This is a genomic window from Agrobacterium vitis (assembly GCF_014926405.1).
In the GTDB taxonomy this organism is placed as follows: domain Bacteria; phylum Pseudomonadota; class Alphaproteobacteria; order Rhizobiales; family Rhizobiaceae; genus Allorhizobium; species Allorhizobium vitis_H.
In genome coordinates, this window is record NZ_JACXXJ020000003.1 from 313,442 (window position 1) to 332,884 (window position 19,443).

Below are 19,443 nucleotides of genomic sequence, written 5' to 3' on the forward strand. Positions count from 1 at the left end.
AGCTGAGGCAATCCTTGCAAGAATGGCAAATGCGCAGGCTGTGCCGATCAGGCGCACATCGCGCAAATCCGCCATAAGCCCCTGAAAACACACGACCGAACACAGGCGCACATCGCCTGCTTTTATCTCGCCTTCCCTCGGTCGTGTCTCCCGCTGCCCCTCCCCACCCCGCAATCCCTACGATCCAGCCCCAAGCAGTAACAGAGACTACGACAATCATCGCATTAGCTCCTCTTCGACGTTGCGGCGCACAAACAGACCGTCGGACGACGGTGCGAGCGCCGACAGATCGACAATCGTACGGTCGTCAGAAGGCCGGCCGGAGGGGAGACTGAGCGTATTGTTACCATCACCATTTCCGGTGAGAGAACGCGCGATGAACAGCGGCGCAATCGACCATGAGGAGCGCAACGGCTGAACGACCGTGCGCTTGGGGGCGGCTGTATCCCCGTCGATCAGCAACATGATTTTCGCGATGTAATTGACGGTCTCGGCGGGAAGTGGTTCGTCGAAAACAAGGTGTTTTTCATAGCGACCGGGGCCGGCATTGTAGGCCGCGAGAAACCCCGGGGAGCCATAGAGATCATGCAGCTCTGCGAGATAGGCAGAACCAGCGAGAATGTTGTCACGCGGCTGATAAGGATCATCGCCAAGGTGATACCGTGTGCGTAGTTCCATCCATGTCGCCGGCATGATCTGCATCAGCCCCATCGCGCCTTTCGGCGAGACGGCAAGCGGATCATGATCGCTTTCAGCCTGCATGACGGCGCGTATCCATCGTTCGGGAATGGCGAAACGTCCGGCAGCTTCAGTGATGTGGTTTGCCCATGGATCAGACGCCTCCGCCGCCTCGACTGAGCTATCTGGCAGAGCAGCGGTTTTCATAGGATCAGCCAATGCTAGGCATGGCTGCGGCTGCGTGACGATCATGATGACCGCGACGAACATCGCCGTGATCGCTGGAACAGCAGCGTGAGCACCGCCATCCCGAAACGCCATCAGTCTGCCATCGTGCTCGCTTCGGTCAAGGGCGAGGCTTCGCCGTCGACCGACATTTTCCGTACGGTCGACGCCTGATGACGTGTCCACTTCCCGGAAAACAGGCCGCCGCCCCTGACCTCCGTTGCGCGCGACGGCCACCCGATAGGCGATCGGGTCGAGGGGATTGATCGGCGCTCGATCGATCAAGAGGATTACGCCTGAAGGTTCGCGGGAAGGACGGCAGCGCATGACGGTCACGCCTGTTCGTCGCGCCGCGCCTTGCGCGTCCAGTGAAGATTCCAGACATCCTTCCCGGTGTCTGACTCGAACATCCTTGCGCGGATCGGCTCGACGAAGGACGGATCATCTATGGTGACGGACAGATACGCCCCTGCCCTTTCTCCGGTGCGGTCCCATGCCGCGCCAACCTCAAGGCCATCGCCGAAGATGCGATGGTTCGGCGCATTTTCAGCGTCGGTTTCGTCGGCTGGCAGGATGGTCACTTCGGCATCGAGGGTGAGCGTGCGGATGCGGCCGAAAAAGCCGTCACTGTTGCGGGTGAAGGTACCAATCTGGGTCATGAAAAATCCTTTCGTTGGTGGAGGAACAAGCCGTCAAGGCTCGTCGGAAACCGGCTGGCGGAAGCTGTCTGCGGCCGGATGAGGATCGTCGGTCGTCAAGAGCGGGATCGCCCGACCGATGACGGTTGTGAGGGGAAGCGGCCCGAAATAGCGGCTGTCGAAACTGTCGGGTGCATCCCAGTTCATGAAAAAGGCTTCGCTCTCGGCGATCTGCCGGCATCCCTGCCAGACGGGCAACGGGCGGCCTTGGCTATCGCTCTCGCGGGCCTGTCCGTAACTCATGCCGTAGGCGATGATGTCGGTCCCGGAGCGGCAAACTTCGGTGCCATTGAGCGCCAGCACGCGCTTGAGAAGCGGCAAGCCTTTTGGCAGATAGCGGCGCTCGTCCAGGAAGCTTGCCAGTTCGTCGGGCGGCATGACCACAGCCAGATCGGTGACGTCGATGCGATCGACTGGAACAACTCGATAAAGCCCGACCGGCGCGCTGGCACTGGCGTTCCAGATCAGCTTCTTCGGTGGATCAACGAACGCCGCGACGCCGGTGGCGAGTGCGGAAAAGTATGTCACCATTACCCGTGCAAAGCGCGTCATGGTGTGCCTCCACCGCGATCGTTGCCGGTGGTGTTGTCTGCGATTGGGAAAATGCTCCGCCGTTTTAGCCAGGCACGATGCTGCTCGAGGCTGTAGGTCCGAAACGGCTCGTTGACGCTGACGCGATTGTGGACATGCCGCCAGTGGTCTGGCGCGACGTCAGCCGGATCGACACCAAGCGCTTCGATCGCGTCGATGGTGTTCAGGACCGTTTCAACCTTCGGCCAACCGTGGATGCGCAACAGGATGTCGCCGCCTGGACGCACGAATGGAAGCGTCTGGAACGCTTCGCCTGGCGCCACCGCGCGCAGGATATCGATACGGGAAACGACCGTGCCGTAGTCATTCGCGGCCCATCGGACGAAGGCGAACACGCTACCGGGAGTAAATCCGACAATGCGGCGGTGACGATCGATGCGCTGTTCTTCAGCGATCCGGCCGAAGCGGATCCAATGCTCGATCCGCTTCTCGCGCCATGTCAGTTCGACCAGGGTTCGACTGGGCGGAATGCTGTCAATGTGTATACCCGTTTTCATCGTCCCGCTCCCGAGGTGAATGACGAGAGGGGTGCAATGAGGGCGCAGACGTATGACGCTGCATGCGATCCACCGGCCGCCGATGCAGGACGGTCCGTTAGAAAGATACCGAAGGAATCTAGGTTAGGAATGTTAGGGGAGCGAATAACCAAAGAAGTACGGATGGTTAATTCCGATTTCGGTCCTTGATAGCACGGGAATCCGGTCCCCGATAGCACGGGCTTGGCGGTCCTCGATAGCACGGGTCTGTCCACAGCTTGCTCACAGTCTGATCATCCGGCGACGCGGCGCGCGGAACGCGGCAATGCCAGACAAATCGGTTGAGGTTGGTTGAAAGGTCAGGCGGACGCGACCGTCCGGATCGGTGACGAGCGCAAGCCGGTAGCCAGGCAGCGGCTGACGCTGGACGATACCGCGCAGGTCATAGACAAAGTGCTTGAGGGGCGAGAGGCTGCCGGACTTCAGGTGCAGGTGTTTGAGATCGAAGCTCCAGCCCCATGTCTGGCGACCGCCGTGCTTGCGCACGAGCCGGTAAAGCCAACGCTCAAATCCACCCTTGAGATCGAAATAATCCCTGTCGATGGTGAGGATCAGCGCATCGTCGATCACCCCGGCATAGAACCAGTCCGGGAGGATGAGCTCGATGCCGAGCGGCCGTCCATGAACGTCAAGCCGCTCCTTCCATTCGGCGATCCATGAGAAGCGATGTCTGCGCCGTTCGGACGGCTGGCGGATCGTGGTGGCGATCGTGGTGGATTGCAGCCTGTCGAGTGCTGCCTTCAGCCTTTCATAGCTGCGGGCGGAATCGTCCCGGTGGATGAAGGTGAGGATTTCATAGGGCGTGGCCGACATCAGCCGCGATGTCTGCAGACCGTTGTCGCGCGCTTCGACGATCTGCGATGCAGCCCAGATCAGGATGTCCGCGTCCCAGATCGTCGCCATGCCGTGTTCGGCGGTCGCCTCCACCCGAATTGCTACATCGCCCATGCGAAAGTCGATCGGCGCCACGCGGCGGGATTTGGCCAATGAGAAGAACGGCCAGGACATGAGGTCCTGTGCATCGCGGGCGGCGATATTGCCGCCGCTTGGCTGAAACAGCTCGAGCTGTTGTCCCTGATATGTCCTGTGTTCGGGCATCGGCGCCAATCCGGGCAATCAGCGCGTCATGCCAATGGCACGACCTGCCATCGACACTTGCGGCATGCGCGCGCTCGAAGCGGCCTCGGAGGTGGACTGGCGTGCGGATGCGTCAATCCACGCATGAAGGTCGGTGACTGCATAAACGACGCGACCGCCGAGCTTGTGATAAATCGGCCCGGTTCCGTCGCAGCGATGCTTTTCGAGCGTGCGGGGCGAAAGATCGAGAAGGCGGGCCGCTTCGGGGGTGCGCACGAAGCGCGGCCAATTACTGTCGGTTTTTTCCTGCATCGTCTGCCTCCATCGCGGCTACCGTCAAAGCGGCGGGTCGGCTGCGACAATGGAGAAAAAACTGCGGTTGGGAGGAGTGACAGAATTTGCCAACAAGTAACCTGTCCCCGGCAATCGGACGCGGGACTTTCGGCCGGTCAGGCGGACGTGACATCCTGATTGCCGGCGTTGCGAAAAAGCTGCCCCTTCGGTGCCCCACCCCGCAAGATGCGACGGTAGCCACCGCAGACATAGTCCTTGGCTTCAACGATGAGGCGAGCAAGGTGCCGTCGCTCAGAAGTATTTTGCCATTCGACAGCAGAGATGGTCCGAAAGTTACGATTGAACATGACGCTGGCGATTTCACGCCTGGAGGCACCGTCACGAAGGCCATCCAGAACCCTCAACATGAGAATGAACCGATGGCGATGGAATACTGAAATCTGTTGCTGGCGCATAACAGGCCCGGCCTGCCTGTGGCTCAACCAACGCCGCATCCGCTGCAAGCTGTGCAGACGAATATCCAGGTCGCCGTCCATTGGCAGGAGCGCCGCAGCTCTGGTGGGCAATGAGCCATCGGTAAACCAGATCCGCAAACTACCGTCCGGCCCTGACGCCGGGATGTAAACGGCCTGTTCCCGACCCACCCCTCTCACCATTGCCGGCAGATTTTCCGGATTGAATTCGAGGCATTCTGAATGACCGGCCGGCGCTTCCGCAACCAAAATGGCCTCCGGATCGATATCTGGATGCCACAGTGGCTGTGTCAACCAAGCGGGGACATCAGGATCCAGAGGGAAATACAAGCCCCCATCTGATCGCCAGCACATTCAAGGCGTTGCGTTTGGCCACCGCCGTTTTTCGTCTAGAAAACTCAACGTAGTCGAATCGATAGTCATCGTTTCTTCGCAGAAATTCGAAGGTGAATCCGCTGCGATCAAGCGGCGGAAAACTGTTCGGGAACTGCGGCGAAGACCAAACCGTCTCAGACACCATGGCGCACTCCTACGCGATACAACAAGAGTGGATGACCGCCAATGACGCGATCAGCAGAAGAGCCGCAAAAAATCAAGGCTCCGAACAGAGGAGCTCGGTCATAAGGTTACATATGGAGCAAAATCAGATCTTGATTTGATCTCGCCTCACTGCTTCAACGATCGTATGAACGATATTCGAGGTGTCGAGTTTGTCTTTCGAATTTCGAAGATGGGTATTCACCGTGTTCCTCGAAATGCTCAAGATGACGGAAACTTCCCAAGCAGTCTTGCCTTGCGAAGTCCACGTGAGAACTTCGATTTCCCTGGGGGTAAGCTTTCTGAACTGTGAAATAGATAGACCAATCATTCGTCATCTCACGAGTAAAAGGTATGGAAAGGCAATCACGAGCCTTGCCTGACTGACGCGGCCCATGTTGAATTTGCTTTCATGACCGCAACAAAATGCGGAAATCTGCGGAACACTTCGCAAAGGATCATCCGAAACGTTCAAATGAACAACAATCCTTGAGATGATTATCATCACCGAAAAACGGCTGCACAAGTCCCGGAATTTGCGAATGATGACTATAGTATGTCGCCATAAAAGTTGCATTCTGGATAGATTTCTTCATGAAATTGACGGCCATTTTCGCAAGGAATCTTCGGCTCTGCCGGCAGCAATGCGGCCTATCACAGGAACGCCTTGCTATGTTTGCCGGGCTTGACCGAAGTTACATCGGCAAGCTGGAAAGGGAGTTGAGCTCTCCGACACTCGACGCGGTCGAGGCCCTGTCATCCGCCTTACAGATCGAGCCCGAAGTTCTGATCCGGCGACAGTCACCGGAGCCTAAAAAAGGGAAATAATCCCGAAAAGATGGCCGGTACGATTGCAAATAAATAATTGAAATTTTTTACTTTTTTTTCATCTCCCAATCACCTTCGATCAGGAAACAAGATCCTTCACATCGACTCCCAAGGCCTCCGCCAGGCGACTGAGGGACACGATCGTCGGATTGCGCCTGCCCGCTTCGAAACCGCTGAGATAAGCCCGAGTGAGTCGAGAACGGTGCGACAACTCTTCCTGTGAAAGAGCTCGCTCACGCCGGATGCGCAAAACATTGAGACCGACAATCGCCCGTATATCCATCGGTCGATTTTTCGGTTCACGCACACTCTATGACGACACACTATAATGAACATTCGTCTTGACACGATAAATAGAGAGTGCGTTTAATGTGCATTATATGGAACACTGTTTCGATAATAGGAACACTCAATGTCTAACAGTCTTTCCCTCGAAAAGGGCCTTCACATTCTTGGCCTCCTGAAGAGCTCAAACGAACCTCTCGGCGTCAGAGAAGTCGCACGCCGGCTGGATCTAAGCCCATCCGTTGCTCAGCGCATGCTGAATACGCTCGCCTCGCAGGGTTATGTCGAGCAAGACGGAGATACCCGCCGCTATCAAATCGGTTACGCCGTCTTGGGACTAGCGCAGCATGTGTTTCAGCGCGGGCGACTGCTCTCGCTCACCGAAGCCGAGCTGCAGACCATGGCATCTGACAGCGGGTTCAACGGATTTTTGGGCGTTCGGCGAGGCGCCACGGGTGTCTACGTGCTCGCAGTTCAGTCCGACAGTCCGGTGGTGATCCGTGCGCAGCCGGGGGAAGTGATGCCGCTACATTCGACAGCACTGGGAAAGGCACTGTTGTTCAACTTGTCGGATGATGTTTTGACGAACCTGCTTGGGGAAGGACCTTTCGAGCCCCGTGCGTCAAGAACCCTGACGAACCTGCAAAGCTTGCTTGAACAGTTGCACCTCGCCAATTCGCTCGGTTACGCCACTGCAATCTCGGAGAATATCGAGGGTGTAATCTCCGTGGGGGCCCCGATCTACGATGCGGGCGGTGGCACTCTCGCCGCGATGAGCGTCGCCTTCCCCCGCGCGCTCCAACCCAAAATCAAGATCACTGACATTGCGCAGAAAGTGCTTGGCGCCGCGGCCCGCATTTCCAAAGCCATGGGGTTCGACGACGCGAATTCGAGTAAAAGGAGACCAGAAAGTGATGTTGCTTAATCACGAGCGGCTGCGAGCAGCGATGTCCGCACATCAAATCAACGCCATTGTCGCCACCGCGCCGGAGAACGTGCTCTACACCAGCGGGTTCTGGTCGCTGCCGCAATGGATAAGGCGTGGCCCGCAGGCTTTCGTCGTATGGACGGCAGATGATGTAGAGGAACAGCCTGTCGTCATCGCCGCCACATCGACGCTGGACCTGGTGGCGGATCAACGAGTGGCGGCGACAATACGCCGATATGGTGCCTTCCCCATCGATTGCGCGCCGTCGATCGAACTCGATCCGGTCAGCGCCCATCAGGCGGCGCTTCATGCTCTTGCCGATGACGGTGATCCGATCAGGACACTTGTGCTGGAAATCAGACAGGCCGGACTTGAGAAAGCCAGGATCGGCATCGACGAAATGGGGCTACTGCCCGGCGACAACGAACGACTACGTAGCGATCTGCCCGACGTGGTCTGGGTCATGGCGGCATCGATTTTTCGCAATATCCGTGCCGTCAAAACCCCTCTGGAAATCGACCGACTGAGAACAGTAGCCGCCATTACGGAACGGTCGGTCGCGGCGGCACTCGCTGTCGCAACGGAGGGCGTCACCGAGATCGAGCTCGCAAGGGCATTTCATACGCAAACGGTTCGCGAGGATGCTTTCCCTGTTCTCGGTTGTATCGGTTTTGGCGAACGTAGCGCCCTCATGAACGTCCAGCCTTCCGAACGACGGCTGCGTCATGGCGACATCATTCGGTTCGACGTGGGTGGTCACTATCGCAATTACCGCGCCGATATTGCCCGTATCGCGAGCCTGGGTTCACCCTCCATGGAGATCCAGGCGAAATATGATGCCCTGAACAAGGGCGTTCAACGCGGCATCGAGCTAATCCGGCCTGGCGTTGCAGCTCGCAATGTCTTCCAAGCTGTCGTCGAGACCGTCCGTAGGGAAGGGATTGCTCAGTATCAGCGCAGCCATGTCGGACACGGCATTGGCCTTGACGGCTATGACGCACCGCTCCTTTCGGGGACAAGCAATGACGTTATGGAAGAAGGCATGGTCGTCTGCATCGAGACGCCATATTACGAGCTTGGCCGGATCGGCCTGCAGGTCGAGGACATGCTTGTCGTCCGAGCCGATGGCGCAGAAATGCTCTCGAACAATGGCGACAGCATGATGGTGCTGGGCTGATGGGTCGCGCGTCGGCATATGCCTGCTACCGATGTGGGCAAGAATTCCCTCTCGATGTGTTGATCGATTCCAGGGGATGCCCGAACTGCTTCTCTGAGGCGCCTTCGAACCTCCACATGGTCTATCGAGGCGAAGATAGCAGTCCGCAGGTCGATCCGCATATCGCCCTGCCTTCGCTTTGGCGGTATGCGGATAGGCTGCCGTTCGACAGGCGGTATGCCATCTCGCTTGGCGAAGGTCTCACGCCGCTGCTGCCGACCACAAAGCTTGGTGCAGCAATCGGCGTCCCCAGTCTTCTTGTGAAGAACGAGGGTTGCAATCCGACCTGGTCACACAAGGATCGTTTTTCGACCGTCGCAATCACAGCAGCTGTACATGCGGGAGCGAAGATGGTGGCAACCAGTTCAACCGGCAATGCGGGGGCATCGCTTGCCGCCTATGCCGCGCGGGCAGGACTGCCCTGTATCGTCGCAACACTTGCCGGATCGGCAGGTCCGATGCTGACGCAAATCCACAAGTATGGCGCACGGGTCGTTCCCTTCAAAGACAAATCTGACCGCTGGGCTTTCCTCGCAGAAGGCGTCGAGCGGTTCGGATGGTTTGCGACTTCACCCTATCGCCACCCTGTCGTCGGCAGTCATCCGGTCGGCATAGAGGGTTACAAGACGATCGCTTTCGAAATCGTCGAACAGATGGGCGGCAAGCCGCCCGACTGGTGCGCCTTGCCTGTGTGTTATGGCGACGCGCTGACCGGAATCTGGCTTGGTTTTCGCGAAATGCTTGACCGTGGTGAGATAGACCGGATGCCGAAGATGCTGGCGGCCGAGGTTCACGGGTCTCTGGCGCAGGCCATCGCGCAACAGACGGATCGTATCCCGGATATGCCCGCGGGATTCGACGCGCTGGCAGTTTCGATCGGCGCGACCCGCAGCACCTTCCAGGCACTCAAGGCACTCCGCGACACAAAAGGCGCGGTGTTAGCGATATGCAATGCGGGGCTGGTGTCCTTGCAGGAGAAGGTCGCCGCAACTGAAGGCCTGTTTCTGGAACTGTCTTCGACCGTCCCCATTGCGGCGATCAGAGAGGCCAGACAGCACAACATCATTGGCCACGATGAAACTGTGGTCGCAGTGGTGACGGCGTCCGGCCTCAAGGACATTGACCGGTCCACATCGCCGGACACGGCATCGCCATTTGACAACGTCGAAACAGCACTGAGGCTGTTCGAGAATGGAGGGCGGCATTGAAATCGGCCGATTTAGGCCCTGCCACGCAGACGCTTTAATAATAAGGGGAACGTTTATGCCTATGAAAAGAAGAAGGTTTTTAACAGCAGCCGCATTTTTAACAACAATCGCGCCGGGAAGGTCATGGTCGCAGAAAAGCGGATATCCCGCCGCTAATCCCGATCTGATCGTCGGCTTTGCCGCCGGAGGAGCCGGCGATATCGCAACGCGCGTCGTTGCCAACTATGTCAAAGAAGCTCGTGGCGTCGTGGCAACCCCCGATTTCCGCCCAGGCGCGGGCGGCACGATCGCGACGGATCAGGTTCGCCGCGCACCCGCTGATGGATCGGTTCTGTCGCTATATTCGGTTAGCCCCCTTCTTGTTGCCCCGCACCTTCAGAAGGTCCCGTACGATTCTTCACGCGATTTCACCTATATCGCAGGCTATGCCGGGATTTCGGTGCCCTGCTTCGTGCGCAGCGACAGCCCTTTCCAATCATGGGACGAGCTTCTCGATTATGCGCGCAAGGAACCGTCAAAGCTGCGGTGGGCAACTGCTGCACCACGGGGGCTCGCCCATATCGCAACCGATGCGGCATTCCGCACCGAGAAGGTGACAGCAACCTTCGTGCCGTTCCGCGGCGGTGCCGATGCGGTGACGGCCCTGTTGGGCGGCCATATTGACATGGTCGCCTCCTCGGATTTCGGGCCTCATCTGGCAGCTGGCACCGTCCGCCTGCTGGCGGAAACCAGTCCCAATCCGAATGCGGGACATCCCGCCATTGTCAGCTTTGCCGAGCGGGGCTATCCGGTTGCCATTCCGGCATCCTACGGTCTGTTTGGGCCCGCGGGCTTACCGAAAGACGTCATCGCATGGTGGGAGGATGCCATCGGCGAAATGATCGCGAGCCCGATGTATGCCGACTTCATCCGGGTCATCAACGGCTATCCGCTGTTCCAGAAGAGCGATGAATTTACACACATGGCCGCGCAAGCCTATACTCGCATCGGGCAACAGATCGATGAGATGGGGATCCGTCTATGAGTATAGCCCGCCTTGCTCCTTACACACTGACGGTCATTGGCCTTGGCGCGGCAGTGAACGCCGCCAATCTCCAACTATGGGCCCATGGAGAACCGGCTGCGGGCCTGTTCCCCTTCCTTGCAGCACTTCTTCTGGTTTTCACAAGCCTTGGATGCACGCTGGAGAAAACGGCGGCAACTGAGCCCGTCGAGCTTACCCGTCTTCTCGCATATTGTGTTGCACTCGGGCTCTTTTGCCTGATCCTGCAAGTGATCGGCTTTGCACTCTCCGCATTCCTGTTTCTCGTAACCGTCTTCAGGTTGATCGAGCGAATGGACTGGAAGTGGTCGCTCATTCTGGCCTTCGTCTTTGCCTTTTCGACTTGGGGATTGTTCGAAGGGCTTCTTAACGTCCCGCTTCCCCGCAGTGACTGGAGGCTGTGATGCTCGATTCCTTTTCGCAACTGTTCATGGGCCTCGGTATCGTGCTCGAACCAACCAATCTCGCCATTGCGCTCCTCGGCGCAATCCTTGGAACAGCCGTTGGCGTTCTTCCAGGCCTCGGGCCCTCTGCCACTGTCAGCCTCCTGCTGCCCGTTACGATGATGCTCGACCAGACCGGCGCCATCATCCTACTGGCCGGTATCTATTACGGTTCGCTCTATGGTGGGTCCATCACCTCTGTCCTGATGCGGGTGCCGGGCGAGGCCGCCAGCCTCGTGAGTTGCTTCGACGGCTATCCGATGGCGAGGCAGGGCCGCGCTGGCGCCGCCCTTGGCATCAGCGCCTTCGGCAGTTTCATAGCCGGCCTCAGCGCGACACTCGCAATCACGATCGTCGGCCCGGCTTTCACCTCCGTCGCTCTCGCCTTCGGGCCGATCGAAAAGACATCGATCGTGGCGCTAGGTCTTGTGCTTGCCGCCAGTATCGGTGAAGGGCCACGCATCAGGGCCTGGACGATGGTCGCGCTCGGACTGCTTCTCTCGACCGTCGGCGTCGATCTGATCTCCGGCCAGGAGCGGTTTGCCTTCGGTGTCAGCTACCTTCGCGACGGATTCAATATTGCCGTTCTTGCCATGGGTCTGTTTGGCGTGAGCGAAATGCTAATGCTGATCGAGCGGAAGGCATCGCCCGAAACCGTACCAATGCCGTCCTATCGCCTGCGCGACCTGCTTCCAACGGCAAAAGACTGGAAGAATTCGACCGGGCCGATCGCACGAGGAACTGTGCTCGGCTTCTTTCTCGGGCTCATGCCAGGTGGTGGCGCACTCGTCGCTGGTTTCGCCAGCTACATGCTAGAAAAGAAGATTTCCCGATCGCCGGAACGTTTCGGTAAGGGCGCGATCGAGGGTGTCGCAGGACCGGAAAGCGCCAACAACGCCGCCGCCCAGGCAAGCTTCATTCCCATGCTCTGCCTCGGCATTCCGGCAAATGCGGTCATCGGCATCATCATGGGTGCGCTGCTGATGCAAAATGTCGTGCCGGGACCGCAGATCCTAACGGAACATCCCCAGCTTTTCTGGGGCATCGTGGCCAGCATGCTGGTCGGCAACGCCATGCTGATCATTCTCAACGTGCCGCTGATCCGGATCTTCGTCCTGCTTCTTAGGATACCGCAGGCGATGATGGCGCCACTCATTGTCCTCTTCTGCGTCATCGGCGCATTCAGCATGAACAATAGCCTGTTCGACGTCGGGGTGGTGATCGGATGCGGATTTGTCGCCTATGGGCTTCGCAAGGCAGGCTTCGATCTGGCTCCCCTGCTGCTGGCGTTCCTGCTAGGATCGTTATTTGAGGAAAATCTCCGGCAAGGGTTGATCCTAGGTCTCGGCAATCCGCTCGTCTTCCTCGATAGTCCTATCAGCCTGACGGTGATCCTCTTCACGATTGCCGTGTTGACAGCACCATTGGCAAAAGGACTGAAAACGTGGATGGCGCGCAAGCCCTGTTGACACAGAATGGCGCGATGTCAGGCTATCGCGTCATATTCTCACAGAGGGCTAGTCTTGACCACACCGAACGGTGCCAAAGTGCCCGCGCACTCACGGATTTCCTGAATGGGCGAGCCCAAATTGCACGAAGCCTATGACAGCTTGCCAAACCAGCCCTTCGATCCTATTGTAGTTTATATCACTACTTTCTGAGGTTCATTATGGAAGAAGCCGTTTCCGCAGCGGATGCCAATCGTCGTTTCTCCGTCATCCTGCGTGGGGTGCGGGACGGAAACACCTATGTGGTCACCAGCCACGGCAAGCCTGTCGCCCGTATCTTGCCGGCTGAAAGCCATGAGGAAACGACATCCGGCGCGCACTCTTCCCTTCTTTCGCGCCTCGCGAAACAGCCAGTCGTCAATGCGGGACGTTGGTCTCGCGATGAGCTTTACGAGGACTGAACGTGAAGGTTGCCTTCGACACCAATCTTCTCGTCTATGCCGAGGGCGTGAACAGCAGCGAGAAGCGTGATATCGCGCTTGATCTGCTGCAGCGTATTTCGCAGACATCTGTGGTTATTCCGGTTCAGACACTCGGCGAACTGTTCAACGTCCTGGTGCGCAAGGCGGGCAAAAGCCGCAGCGATGCGCGCGCTGCCGTCCTCGGCTGGCGCGATACGTTTCCGGTTGCGGCAACCACGGCCGAGACGATGGTGACAGCCATGGATCTCGTCAATGATCACCAATTCAGCATCTGGGATGCCGTCATCCTCACCGTCGCGTCGCAGAGCGGTTGCCGCATCCTGTTGTCGGAAGACATGCATGAGGGGTTTACCTGGGGAGGCGTGACGGTCGTCAATCCATTCGCAGAACGGAGACATGAACTGCTCACCATTCTCTTGGGTGAACGATCCGGTTAAAAGCGATCGGAATCAAGCGAATAGGTCCCATGTGTATGTTGGCCACATCAATGGCCATAATTCTGTATGGGAAACACCGTCCGCGGGTTGATCTAGGTGCAATACTTGTCAACGGCATGTCGCTGGCCGTTAATCCAAAACAATGAAGAGCATCGGAGCTTTCAGCATAGCGGCAGCCCTTCCCGAAGGGCCGAGAAAGCGGGAATTCTCGACACGCTTTTTGACGGAAAATGGGACGCCGCAAGAGGGTTAGCGTAGCCCCGCGAAGCAGAAACCGAGACCGACGTCCCCCGACAAAAGCGTTCCGTGAGTAGAGGTGACAATTGGTGGCTTGCATGAACTCGTCACGTGCGACCCAACTCCTATGGTCCAATACTCCTATTGGATCAACTCCTTCCCAGCCAGCGCCGCGACCATTCTATGTGCGTCCACACGTCTTCGCCGGCCGGAGCGATGTGCAGGAGCTTCGACGGTGCGTTTCTCCTCACCGAGGGCCATCCTTCAAGGCTCTTCAGCCAGTCATCAGAATAAACTGAGGACTGGTAGCGATACCCCTCGTCAGGCAGGATGACTGCGACAGTCTCCTCCGGATGGGTTCTGGCATACCAGTCCGCCACGAGGTAGGCCGCACCGCTGGTGGGACCGACAAACATCGCATGCTGGCGATAAAGGTCGCGGGTAGCCGCGAACGCCGGAAACGCGCCGATCCAATGCACCTCATCAATCAACGCATGTGCAAGGTTCTTCGGAACGATGCTGTTACCGAGTCCGCGCAGCAGACGGGGACCGGCCTTATGTCCGAACAGCACACTATTGTGCGTATCCACCGCGATCGTTCGAAGCGCTGGAAACAGGCCCCCTAGATAGGTCGCCGTGCCGCAAAGCGAGCCGCCCGATCCGACGCAACCAACCAGGCAGTCGATGCGGCCGATCTTCTCGGTCAGGATTTCCGCTAGGCGGGAATAGGCTGCCGGATTGTCGGGATTATCGTATTGTTGCGGCCAGAAAGCATCCGGGTTGCTGTCGAGAATGCGGTGAAGCTCGGCTAGGCGCCCGCCCTGATTGCCGGTTCGGCCCTCGTCTTCAACGAGGACAACGGATGCGCCGAGTTGCTCCAGTCTCTCCCGGAAGGACGCATCCATTAGGCTCTTGGCGCTGACGATTGTCAGCAAATAGCCACGCTCAACCGAAAGCATCGCGAGTGCCATGGCGAAAGTACCGGAACTCGTCTCGACTATATGACCGTCCCGCTTCAGCATGCCGCACTCTTCTGCGCGATCTAGCATGAAGCGTGCCGGAAGCAACTTCATCAGACGAAACTGAGCTGCGTGAAGGTTTGGTGAGAGTGGAACGATCCGGGGCGTTTCGTAATCAGCAAGGTAGCTTTCGATATTCATTCCACCACCCACATCGGCGCGCCGTCCGCATTCACCGCGAAGCGGATGATATCGGTGAACCCATCTTTTAGCGCGGCACGCGCAACGCTTTCGGCCCGATCGGCCGAATCGTCATCCCGGGCATCCAGGAGAATACCCATGCGGCTGCCACTATGGGCGACCTGCACGCCGCAGGCTCCGCCAGTCTCTGCCAGCCGGAGGAAGTCATCGAACCGGCGCTTCGGCAGATGGCGCTGATTGATCCGTGCACTCGCAGTTGCGACGCGGGCGATCGAATGCACATCCTGCTGCGCAATGGCATGGCGCAAGTGGCCCCGCAGTACCCTAAAGGTTTCGATCTCCGTGCCAGTATAATGTGCGGGCGGCATTTCCAGCGTGTCGACCGGCTCGTCATCCGATGAGGAGAACCCGACGACGCAAAGCGGCGGATAGTCGCCCGGCAAATATTCGAGCACCGCCCCTTCGCGCTGCGCGAACAGCACGGCCTGACCGTCGAAGGCTATGGCGTCTGTCGCCGTCTCGGCGGTGACGGCAAGGCGGCAGATGGTTGTCCGGCTGATCTGCGCGCGGGCCGCTGCCGCCACGGCGCAGATGCTGGCCACGACATCCGCCGTCGATGATCCGTAACCGCAGCCAAGCGGGATGGTGCTTTCGATCGTCAAACTGCCCTGGGCTTCCGGGTACCCAAGTTCATCGAGTGCGAGGCGTGCCGCCCGCGCCGCCTTGGTCCGGCCTTCAGGGCGAGTGCGTATGCCGCGTCCGTCATCAGGCCAGAAGGTGACATGCGATACCTTGCCTGGGAGTGGCAGCGTGAGAAGTCCGCGGTGAAGCTTGCCTTCACCATCTGAAAAGACGCCCTGGAGGATCTCACCGTGATGGGCCATAGCCTTGCCGTGGCCAACCTGCAGAAACCGAGATGCCATTATGCCGGGCTTGGCCGATGCAGCGGGATGGTTTGTATCTGATTGGGACATGCTGAATTCTCCTGGAAGAAGTCTTTGCTTCCGCTGACTTTCCTACAAGTCGGCCGATCCGTCCCTCACCACATATCAGTAGCTGTCACGGTCAATTTGTCGCACCCCAGTATGCATCACGACTGTTCATCGGGCTTGATCTATGGAAACTCAAAACGCTGCGTGCGTGACCTTGCGAGCCGGGCGGCGCCCGGCGAGCGGCCGACCCTGCGTTAAACGCGCGACCATAACCACCGATGTCGCTTTACCGTTCAACAGAGGATCGTAAAATCGGATGATCCGGCGGCGGACCGAGGGTATCGGGCGCGGTGGAATTGCTTCCGCCGCGCCCGGCCTCATTTATCCGGCCCGTTCAAGTAAGACCTTCGCCTTTGCCTCCAGTTCGAGACGGCTATCCTGATGCGCTTTCGTGCGGGCATGGGCAGTCATGCCTTGCACAAAATCAAAGATGCTTTCAGGCGGACGGCCTTCCTCCTGCAATACGGTTTCGATGATCTTGCCAGTTTCGGCCTTGGAGAAGCCACGCCTGCGCAGAAAGCTTTCGCGGTCCTCGTCCGTACGGGCGACGATCCTCTCCCGCGCCGCCTTGATCCCAGCCACGAACGGGGCGGGTGAGGAATTGGCGAAGCTCGACAACGCAGGGGCTGCCTCGTGGGCGAAACGCTGCGCGGCGAACTTGCTGTGCCGGATGGTGATTTCCTCGAAATTTTCTACGCCCCAAAGATTACGGTTCATGCAAACTGCCCGAAGATAGAAAGACGCGATGCCGAGCGTCTTGCTGCCGACTTCACTATTCCAGCAATAGAAACCCCGGAAATAAAGGTCCGGCTCTCCGTTCGGCAGGCGTCCGGCTTCGATGGGGTGCGTATCGTCCACGAGGAAAACGAAAACATCACGGTCACTGGCGTAAAGCGTCGTGGTGTCCTTGGTGATATTGACGAAAGGGTTATGCGTCATCGTCGCCCAATCCAAAACGCCCGGCACCTTCCACATGGTATCGCCCACGCCGTTGCCCGCGATCTTCATGACGGCTGCGATAAGTTCATGGTCAAAAATCCTGCCGTAGTCCGGTCCCGTCACCGCCCGCAGTTCGGTGCGGCCTTCATCTGCCTCATAGGTTTTCACAAGTTCGGCCCGGTGCGAAAGCAAACCATGCTGTAAATTGATACCCGCCAGAGGCGCGGGAAGCTGACGCATATAAGTTGCCGGCGCGCCGACAAGGCTGCAAACCTGACCAAAACTCCAATGCGTCGGCGCAATGGGTTCATCCTGTCCGGGGACGATAAGCGCCAACCGATCGGCATTGTCACGGCTGGCCTCAACGCGCACGGCTCGGGTTTCCACGGTGCGGGCGGTAGCGCGATCTGCCCGCCCCTTCACCGCGTCGTAAAGTTCTGTGAGCGACAAAAACCGCTCGTCGTCAGGGCGCGAAAACCATTCCGATGAAACCCTACCGTTATGCTCCCCACGGCTCACATCCACGTGGAAACCCTTGTTGACCTGATGGCCGCTCTGGCTGCTGGCGATGAAATTCATTGTCCTTGCTCCTTTTCTTTCCCGTAAATGCCGAAGGCATGTCCTCGACATGCTTTCCGGGGGCGCGTGAGCGCGCGGGGATGGAGGGGGCAAATGCCGGCGAGCATGGCCGGCCTGCCAGCGTGAGCGGAACGGAGTGAACAGAATCGGAAGAGTGGCTGCCTGGCCGTTCTGGAAACCAGCGGGCCTGACATGCGCAGGCGGCATTTGCGGGGAGCAAGGGGAAAAGTTTCCCTTGGCTCCCCCGCAATCGAAAAGCCTTCAGCCACAGCCGATAAGTATAATCAGTCGCGTTCTGATAAGATTCGTGATTAATCGACCACATCTGAAATCCGAAGAGATTTCCCTCGCGAAACTCGCTTGCAAAATCTAGAGTTTTGCGGCCAAGTCTGCGAAAATTGGAGGCAGCCAGTTTACGAAGTTCTTCATTGGCAACCCGAAGAGGGAGGACCCAAGTGAAGCGAACTGCGTCATGAGGTGAGGCACTTTCTATTGTAACCCGTGGGCAACCGAAAAAAATCTCTGTGTGCCATTGTAGTGCTTGTCAGCGCCGGACAGGATCCAGCTTTGGGGTGGCGGTCTTCTTTGCGTCAGAAGCAACTGCGGAAACCGGATCGGCCACGACATATAAGAGATCAGGTTTGACAGCGACCGCGTTCGGTTGTTTCGACGACAAGCGCGACTTAGAACCTACCCAGGCTGTTTGCGATTAAGAACGACATCCATGGGTATCAATCGATATTAATTATCGATCGACCTAATTTTATCCCTTTTCATTCAGAACTCAGGAATTTTGCGCCGCCAAGCCGAGCGAAGATCCGTATTTGGAACGCGGCTCTGCTTCATCAGTCCAGGTTTGTCTGGTTCGATTTGCCTTAACCGCATACATCGCCGCATCCGCCTGTGCAAAGGCCTCATCTACCGACATTACATGGTCATGCCGCCACAAGGCGGTGCCGATGCTGGCAGAAACATGCACCTGACGACCGTTCGCAAGCAGCGGGCTGGCGGCGAGTGTCGTGTTGATCGTGGCAGCAAGTTTCGCGCAGTCATGATCATCTGCACCCGGTACAAGAACAATAAACTCGTCGCCGCCTGATCGTACCAGCATATCTCGGTCTCCAATCAAAGTTGCCACGATGCGGGTAAAGTGAACCAGGATGTCATCGCCAGCTTTATGACCAAAGCGATCATTGATCTGCTTGAAGTCATTGAGGTCGAACAGCAGAATCCCATGGACGCTTGTGGCTTCCTGAACGCCTGAAGCAAGCCAGACCTCGAAGCCGCGTCGGTTTAGGACTCCCGTTAGCGGATCCGTGTTGGCGAGTTCTGTCAATTCGCCGCGCAGACGGTCGATCGTCATCACCGCCAGTCCGAAATTCAATAGAAGACCGCTGAACATCACGCCTAGCATGGTGAGCGCAGCGGCTGCCGACCAGTCCGGCACTGGGCCGGAACTGGACAGAATTGTCACGTTCATCGCCACGACGATGGCATGGCTCAAAATTGCGATGGTCAAGCCGACATTGGAGATCCAGGCTCCGACAGATCGGCGCTTCAGGCCAAGGAGAAACATGAGGATCGCTACCATTGGGGCCGACTGACCGAGCGCATAGAGAAGCGCGATCAACTCGTGGCTCGAATAGAGGGCGATAGTCAGCCCCGCACATAGTGCGCTGATGCCGATCGGCACAGCCAAGCCAGTCGTCTTGCCGTGAAAGCGCCGAACACCCGCCCAGAACAGCCAGAAGCCGAAGATGACGAACCCATTGGCGATCGCCGCAACAATCGGCGCCTGAGGACCTTGCTGGAAGAGGAGACAGATGCCGCCTGCTGCTTGCGCCAGACATCCGCAAAACCAAATCCGGGCAGCATCAAACCCGCGATGTTGCCAAGCGATAGCGCCCCAAATCGCCGTCAAAGCAAGCGACAATAATCCGATCACAACGAACAGAGTGATAAAATCCAGCTTTAGAATGTGATCGAGGCTGTCCATGCCCTTACTGTAGAGGGCATGGGGTTTTCAGTCATCTGTCCTAGCTGGGATCCGGCAAGGGATTGTTAATAGTGGTTGATCATTGGTAAACGTCGCCAAGCTCGGAACCTAGCA

24 protein-coding genes are annotated in these 19,443 nt (G+C 58.0%); 10 read left to right on the plus strand and 14 right to left on the minus strand.

Annotation, left to right across the window (positions count from 1 at the left end; all coding sequences use genetic code 11):
- Positions 1-216: 216 nt before the first annotated feature.
- The 9 genes from IEI95_RS03000 to IEI95_RS03040 form a co-directional block, all read right to left on the minus strand.
- Complete coding sequence (locus tag IEI95_RS03000) at positions 217-1,188, minus strand: lytic transglycosylase domain-containing protein (protein WP_234934155.1); 972 nt, start codon at positions 1,186-1,188, stop codon at positions 217-219.
- Positions 1,189-1,235: 47 nt separating this feature from the next.
- A complete protein-coding gene (locus IEI95_RS03005) occupies positions 1,236-1,562 on the minus strand; it encodes a DUF736 domain-containing protein (RefSeq protein ID WP_194415839.1) in 327 nt (108 codons plus the stop codon).
- Positions 1,563-1,595: 33 nt separating this feature from the next.
- Positions 1,596-2,153, minus strand: coding sequence for a S26 family signal peptidase (locus IEI95_RS03010; protein ID WP_194415841.1), 558 nt, complete (start codon positions 2,151-2,153; stop codon positions 1,596-1,598).
- The gene (locus IEI95_RS03015; protein WP_194415843.1) at positions 2,150-2,689 is read right to left on the minus strand and encodes a DUF2840 domain-containing protein; all 540 of its coding nucleotides are present in this window, start codon (positions 2,687-2,689) and stop codon (positions 2,150-2,152) included. The genes IEI95_RS03010 and IEI95_RS03015 overlap by 4 nt, the downstream gene beginning before the upstream one ends.
- Before the next feature lie 261 nt (positions 2,690-2,950).
- Positions 2,951-3,826 carry a replication initiator protein A gene (locus tag IEI95_RS03020; protein ID WP_194415845.1) on the minus strand — a complete coding sequence of 292 codons (876 nt, stop codon included), beginning with the start codon at positions 3,824-3,826 and terminating at the stop codon, positions 2,951-2,953.
- 18 nt (positions 3,827-3,844) lie between these two features.
- Positions 3,845-4,117 (minus strand): helix-turn-helix transcriptional regulator, encoded by a 273-nt coding sequence (locus tag IEI95_RS03025; RefSeq protein WP_045021534.1) that lies wholly within the window; start codon positions 4,115-4,117, stop codon positions 3,845-3,847.
- Between the two features lie 137 nt (positions 4,118-4,254).
- Positions 4,255-4,902, minus strand: coding sequence for a DUF2285 domain-containing protein (locus IEI95_RS03030; RefSeq protein ID WP_234934156.1), 648 nt, complete (start codon positions 4,900-4,902; stop codon positions 4,255-4,257).
- Positions 4,880-5,092, minus strand: a complete 213-nt coding sequence (locus tag IEI95_RS03035) for a transcriptional regulator domain-containing protein (protein ID WP_194415847.1) — start codon at positions 5,090-5,092, stop codon at positions 4,880-4,882. Before IEI95_RS03035 ends, IEI95_RS03030 begins: the two co-directional genes overlap by 23 nt.
- 123 nt (positions 5,093-5,215) lie before the next feature.
- Positions 5,216-5,440, minus strand: a complete 225-nt coding sequence (locus tag IEI95_RS03040) for a helix-turn-helix transcriptional regulator (RefSeq protein WP_194415849.1) — start codon at positions 5,438-5,440, stop codon at positions 5,216-5,218.
- 263 nt (positions 5,441-5,703) lie between these two features.
- Here IEI95_RS03040 and IEI95_RS03045 point away from each other — a divergent pair, with 263 nt between their 5' ends.
- Positions 5,704-5,937, plus strand: a complete 234-nt coding sequence (locus IEI95_RS03045) for a helix-turn-helix domain-containing protein (protein ID WP_194415850.1) — start codon at positions 5,704-5,706, stop codon at positions 5,935-5,937.
- A gap of 79 nt (positions 5,938-6,016) precedes the next feature.
- On the opposite strand, the gene IEI95_RS03050 is transcribed toward IEI95_RS03045, so the two are convergent.
- Positions 6,017-6,220 carry a helix-turn-helix domain-containing protein gene (locus IEI95_RS03050; RefSeq protein WP_194415852.1) on the minus strand — a complete coding sequence of 68 codons (204 nt, stop codon included), beginning with the start codon at positions 6,218-6,220 and terminating at the stop codon, positions 6,017-6,019.
- Positions 6,221-6,349: 129 nt separating this feature from the next.
- On the opposite strand from IEI95_RS03050, the gene IEI95_RS03055 reads away from it, so the two are divergent.
- From IEI95_RS03055 to IEI95_RS03090, 8 genes are all read left to right on the plus strand, one after another.
- The gene (locus IEI95_RS03055; protein WP_194415854.1) at positions 6,350-7,147 is read left to right on the plus strand and encodes an IclR family transcriptional regulator; all 798 of its coding nucleotides are present in this window, start codon (positions 6,350-6,352) and stop codon (positions 7,145-7,147) included.
- Positions 7,137-8,327, plus strand: a complete 1,191-nt coding sequence (locus IEI95_RS03060; RefSeq protein WP_194416248.1) for a M24 family metallopeptidase — start codon at positions 7,137-7,139, stop codon at positions 8,325-8,327. Before IEI95_RS03055 ends, IEI95_RS03060 begins: the two co-directional genes overlap by 11 nt.
- 116 nt (positions 8,328-8,443) lie before the next feature.
- The gene (locus IEI95_RS03065) at positions 8,444-9,574 is read left to right on the plus strand and encodes a pyridoxal-phosphate dependent enzyme (RefSeq protein ID WP_234934157.1); all 1,131 of its coding nucleotides are present in this window, start codon (positions 8,444-8,446) and stop codon (positions 9,572-9,574) included.
- A gap of 61 nt (positions 9,575-9,635) precedes the next feature.
- Entirely contained in the window at positions 9,636-10,598 is a 963-nt protein-coding gene (locus tag IEI95_RS03070) for a tripartite tricarboxylate transporter substrate binding protein (protein WP_194416249.1), read from the plus strand.
- Positions 10,595-11,020: a tripartite tricarboxylate transporter TctB family protein gene (locus IEI95_RS03075; protein ID WP_194415858.1), complete on the plus strand. Its 426-nt coding sequence runs from the start codon at positions 10,595-10,597 to the stop codon at positions 11,018-11,020. Before IEI95_RS03070 ends, IEI95_RS03075 begins: the two co-directional genes overlap by 4 nt.
- Positions 11,020-12,528 (plus strand): tripartite tricarboxylate transporter permease, encoded by a 1,509-nt coding sequence (locus tag IEI95_RS03080; RefSeq protein ID WP_194415861.1) that lies wholly within the window; start codon positions 11,020-11,022, stop codon positions 12,526-12,528. Before IEI95_RS03075 ends, IEI95_RS03080 begins: the two co-directional genes overlap by 1 nt.
- 200 nt (positions 12,529-12,728) lie before the next feature.
- A complete protein-coding gene (locus tag IEI95_RS03085) occupies positions 12,729-12,968 on the plus strand; it encodes a type II toxin-antitoxin system Phd/YefM family antitoxin (protein ID WP_194415863.1) in 240 nt (79 codons plus the stop codon).
- Positions 12,969-12,970: 2 nt separating this feature from the next.
- Positions 12,971-13,426 (plus strand): PIN domain-containing protein, encoded by a 456-nt coding sequence (locus IEI95_RS03090; RefSeq protein WP_194415865.1) that lies wholly within the window; start codon positions 12,971-12,973, stop codon positions 13,424-13,426.
- A 386-nt stretch (positions 13,427-13,812) separates the two neighbouring features.
- Here IEI95_RS03090 and IEI95_RS03095 read toward each other — a convergent pair whose 3' ends face one another.
- The 3 genes from IEI95_RS03095 to IEI95_RS03105 form a co-directional block, all read right to left on the minus strand.
- Positions 13,813-14,823, minus strand: coding sequence for a cysteine synthase family protein (locus tag IEI95_RS03095; RefSeq protein ID WP_194415867.1), 1,011 nt, complete (start codon positions 14,821-14,823; stop codon positions 13,813-13,815).
- The gene (locus IEI95_RS03100) at positions 14,820-15,797 is read right to left on the minus strand and encodes a PduX family protein (RefSeq protein WP_194415869.1); all 978 of its coding nucleotides are present in this window, start codon (positions 15,795-15,797) and stop codon (positions 14,820-14,822) included. The genes IEI95_RS03095 and IEI95_RS03100 overlap by 4 nt, the downstream gene beginning before the upstream one ends.
- A gap of 339 nt (positions 15,798-16,136) precedes the next feature.
- Positions 16,137-17,333 carry a DUF932 domain-containing protein gene (locus IEI95_RS03105; protein ID WP_194415871.1) on the minus strand — a complete coding sequence of 399 codons (1,197 nt, stop codon included), beginning with the start codon at positions 17,331-17,333 and terminating at the stop codon, positions 16,137-16,139.
- 491 nt (positions 17,334-17,824) lie between these two features.
- On the opposite strand from IEI95_RS03105, the gene IEI95_RS03110 reads away from it, so the two are divergent.
- Positions 17,825-18,046: a GFA family protein gene (locus IEI95_RS03110; RefSeq protein WP_194416250.1), complete on the plus strand. Its 222-nt coding sequence runs from the start codon at positions 17,825-17,827 to the stop codon at positions 18,044-18,046.
- A 71-nt stretch (positions 18,047-18,117) separates the two neighbouring features.
- On the opposite strand, the gene IEI95_RS03115 is transcribed toward IEI95_RS03110, so the two are convergent.
- Complete coding sequence (locus IEI95_RS03115; protein WP_194415879.1) at positions 18,118-19,329, minus strand: sensor domain-containing diguanylate cyclase; 1,212 nt, start codon at positions 19,327-19,329, stop codon at positions 18,118-18,120.
- Positions 19,330-19,443: the final 114 nt, after the last annotated feature.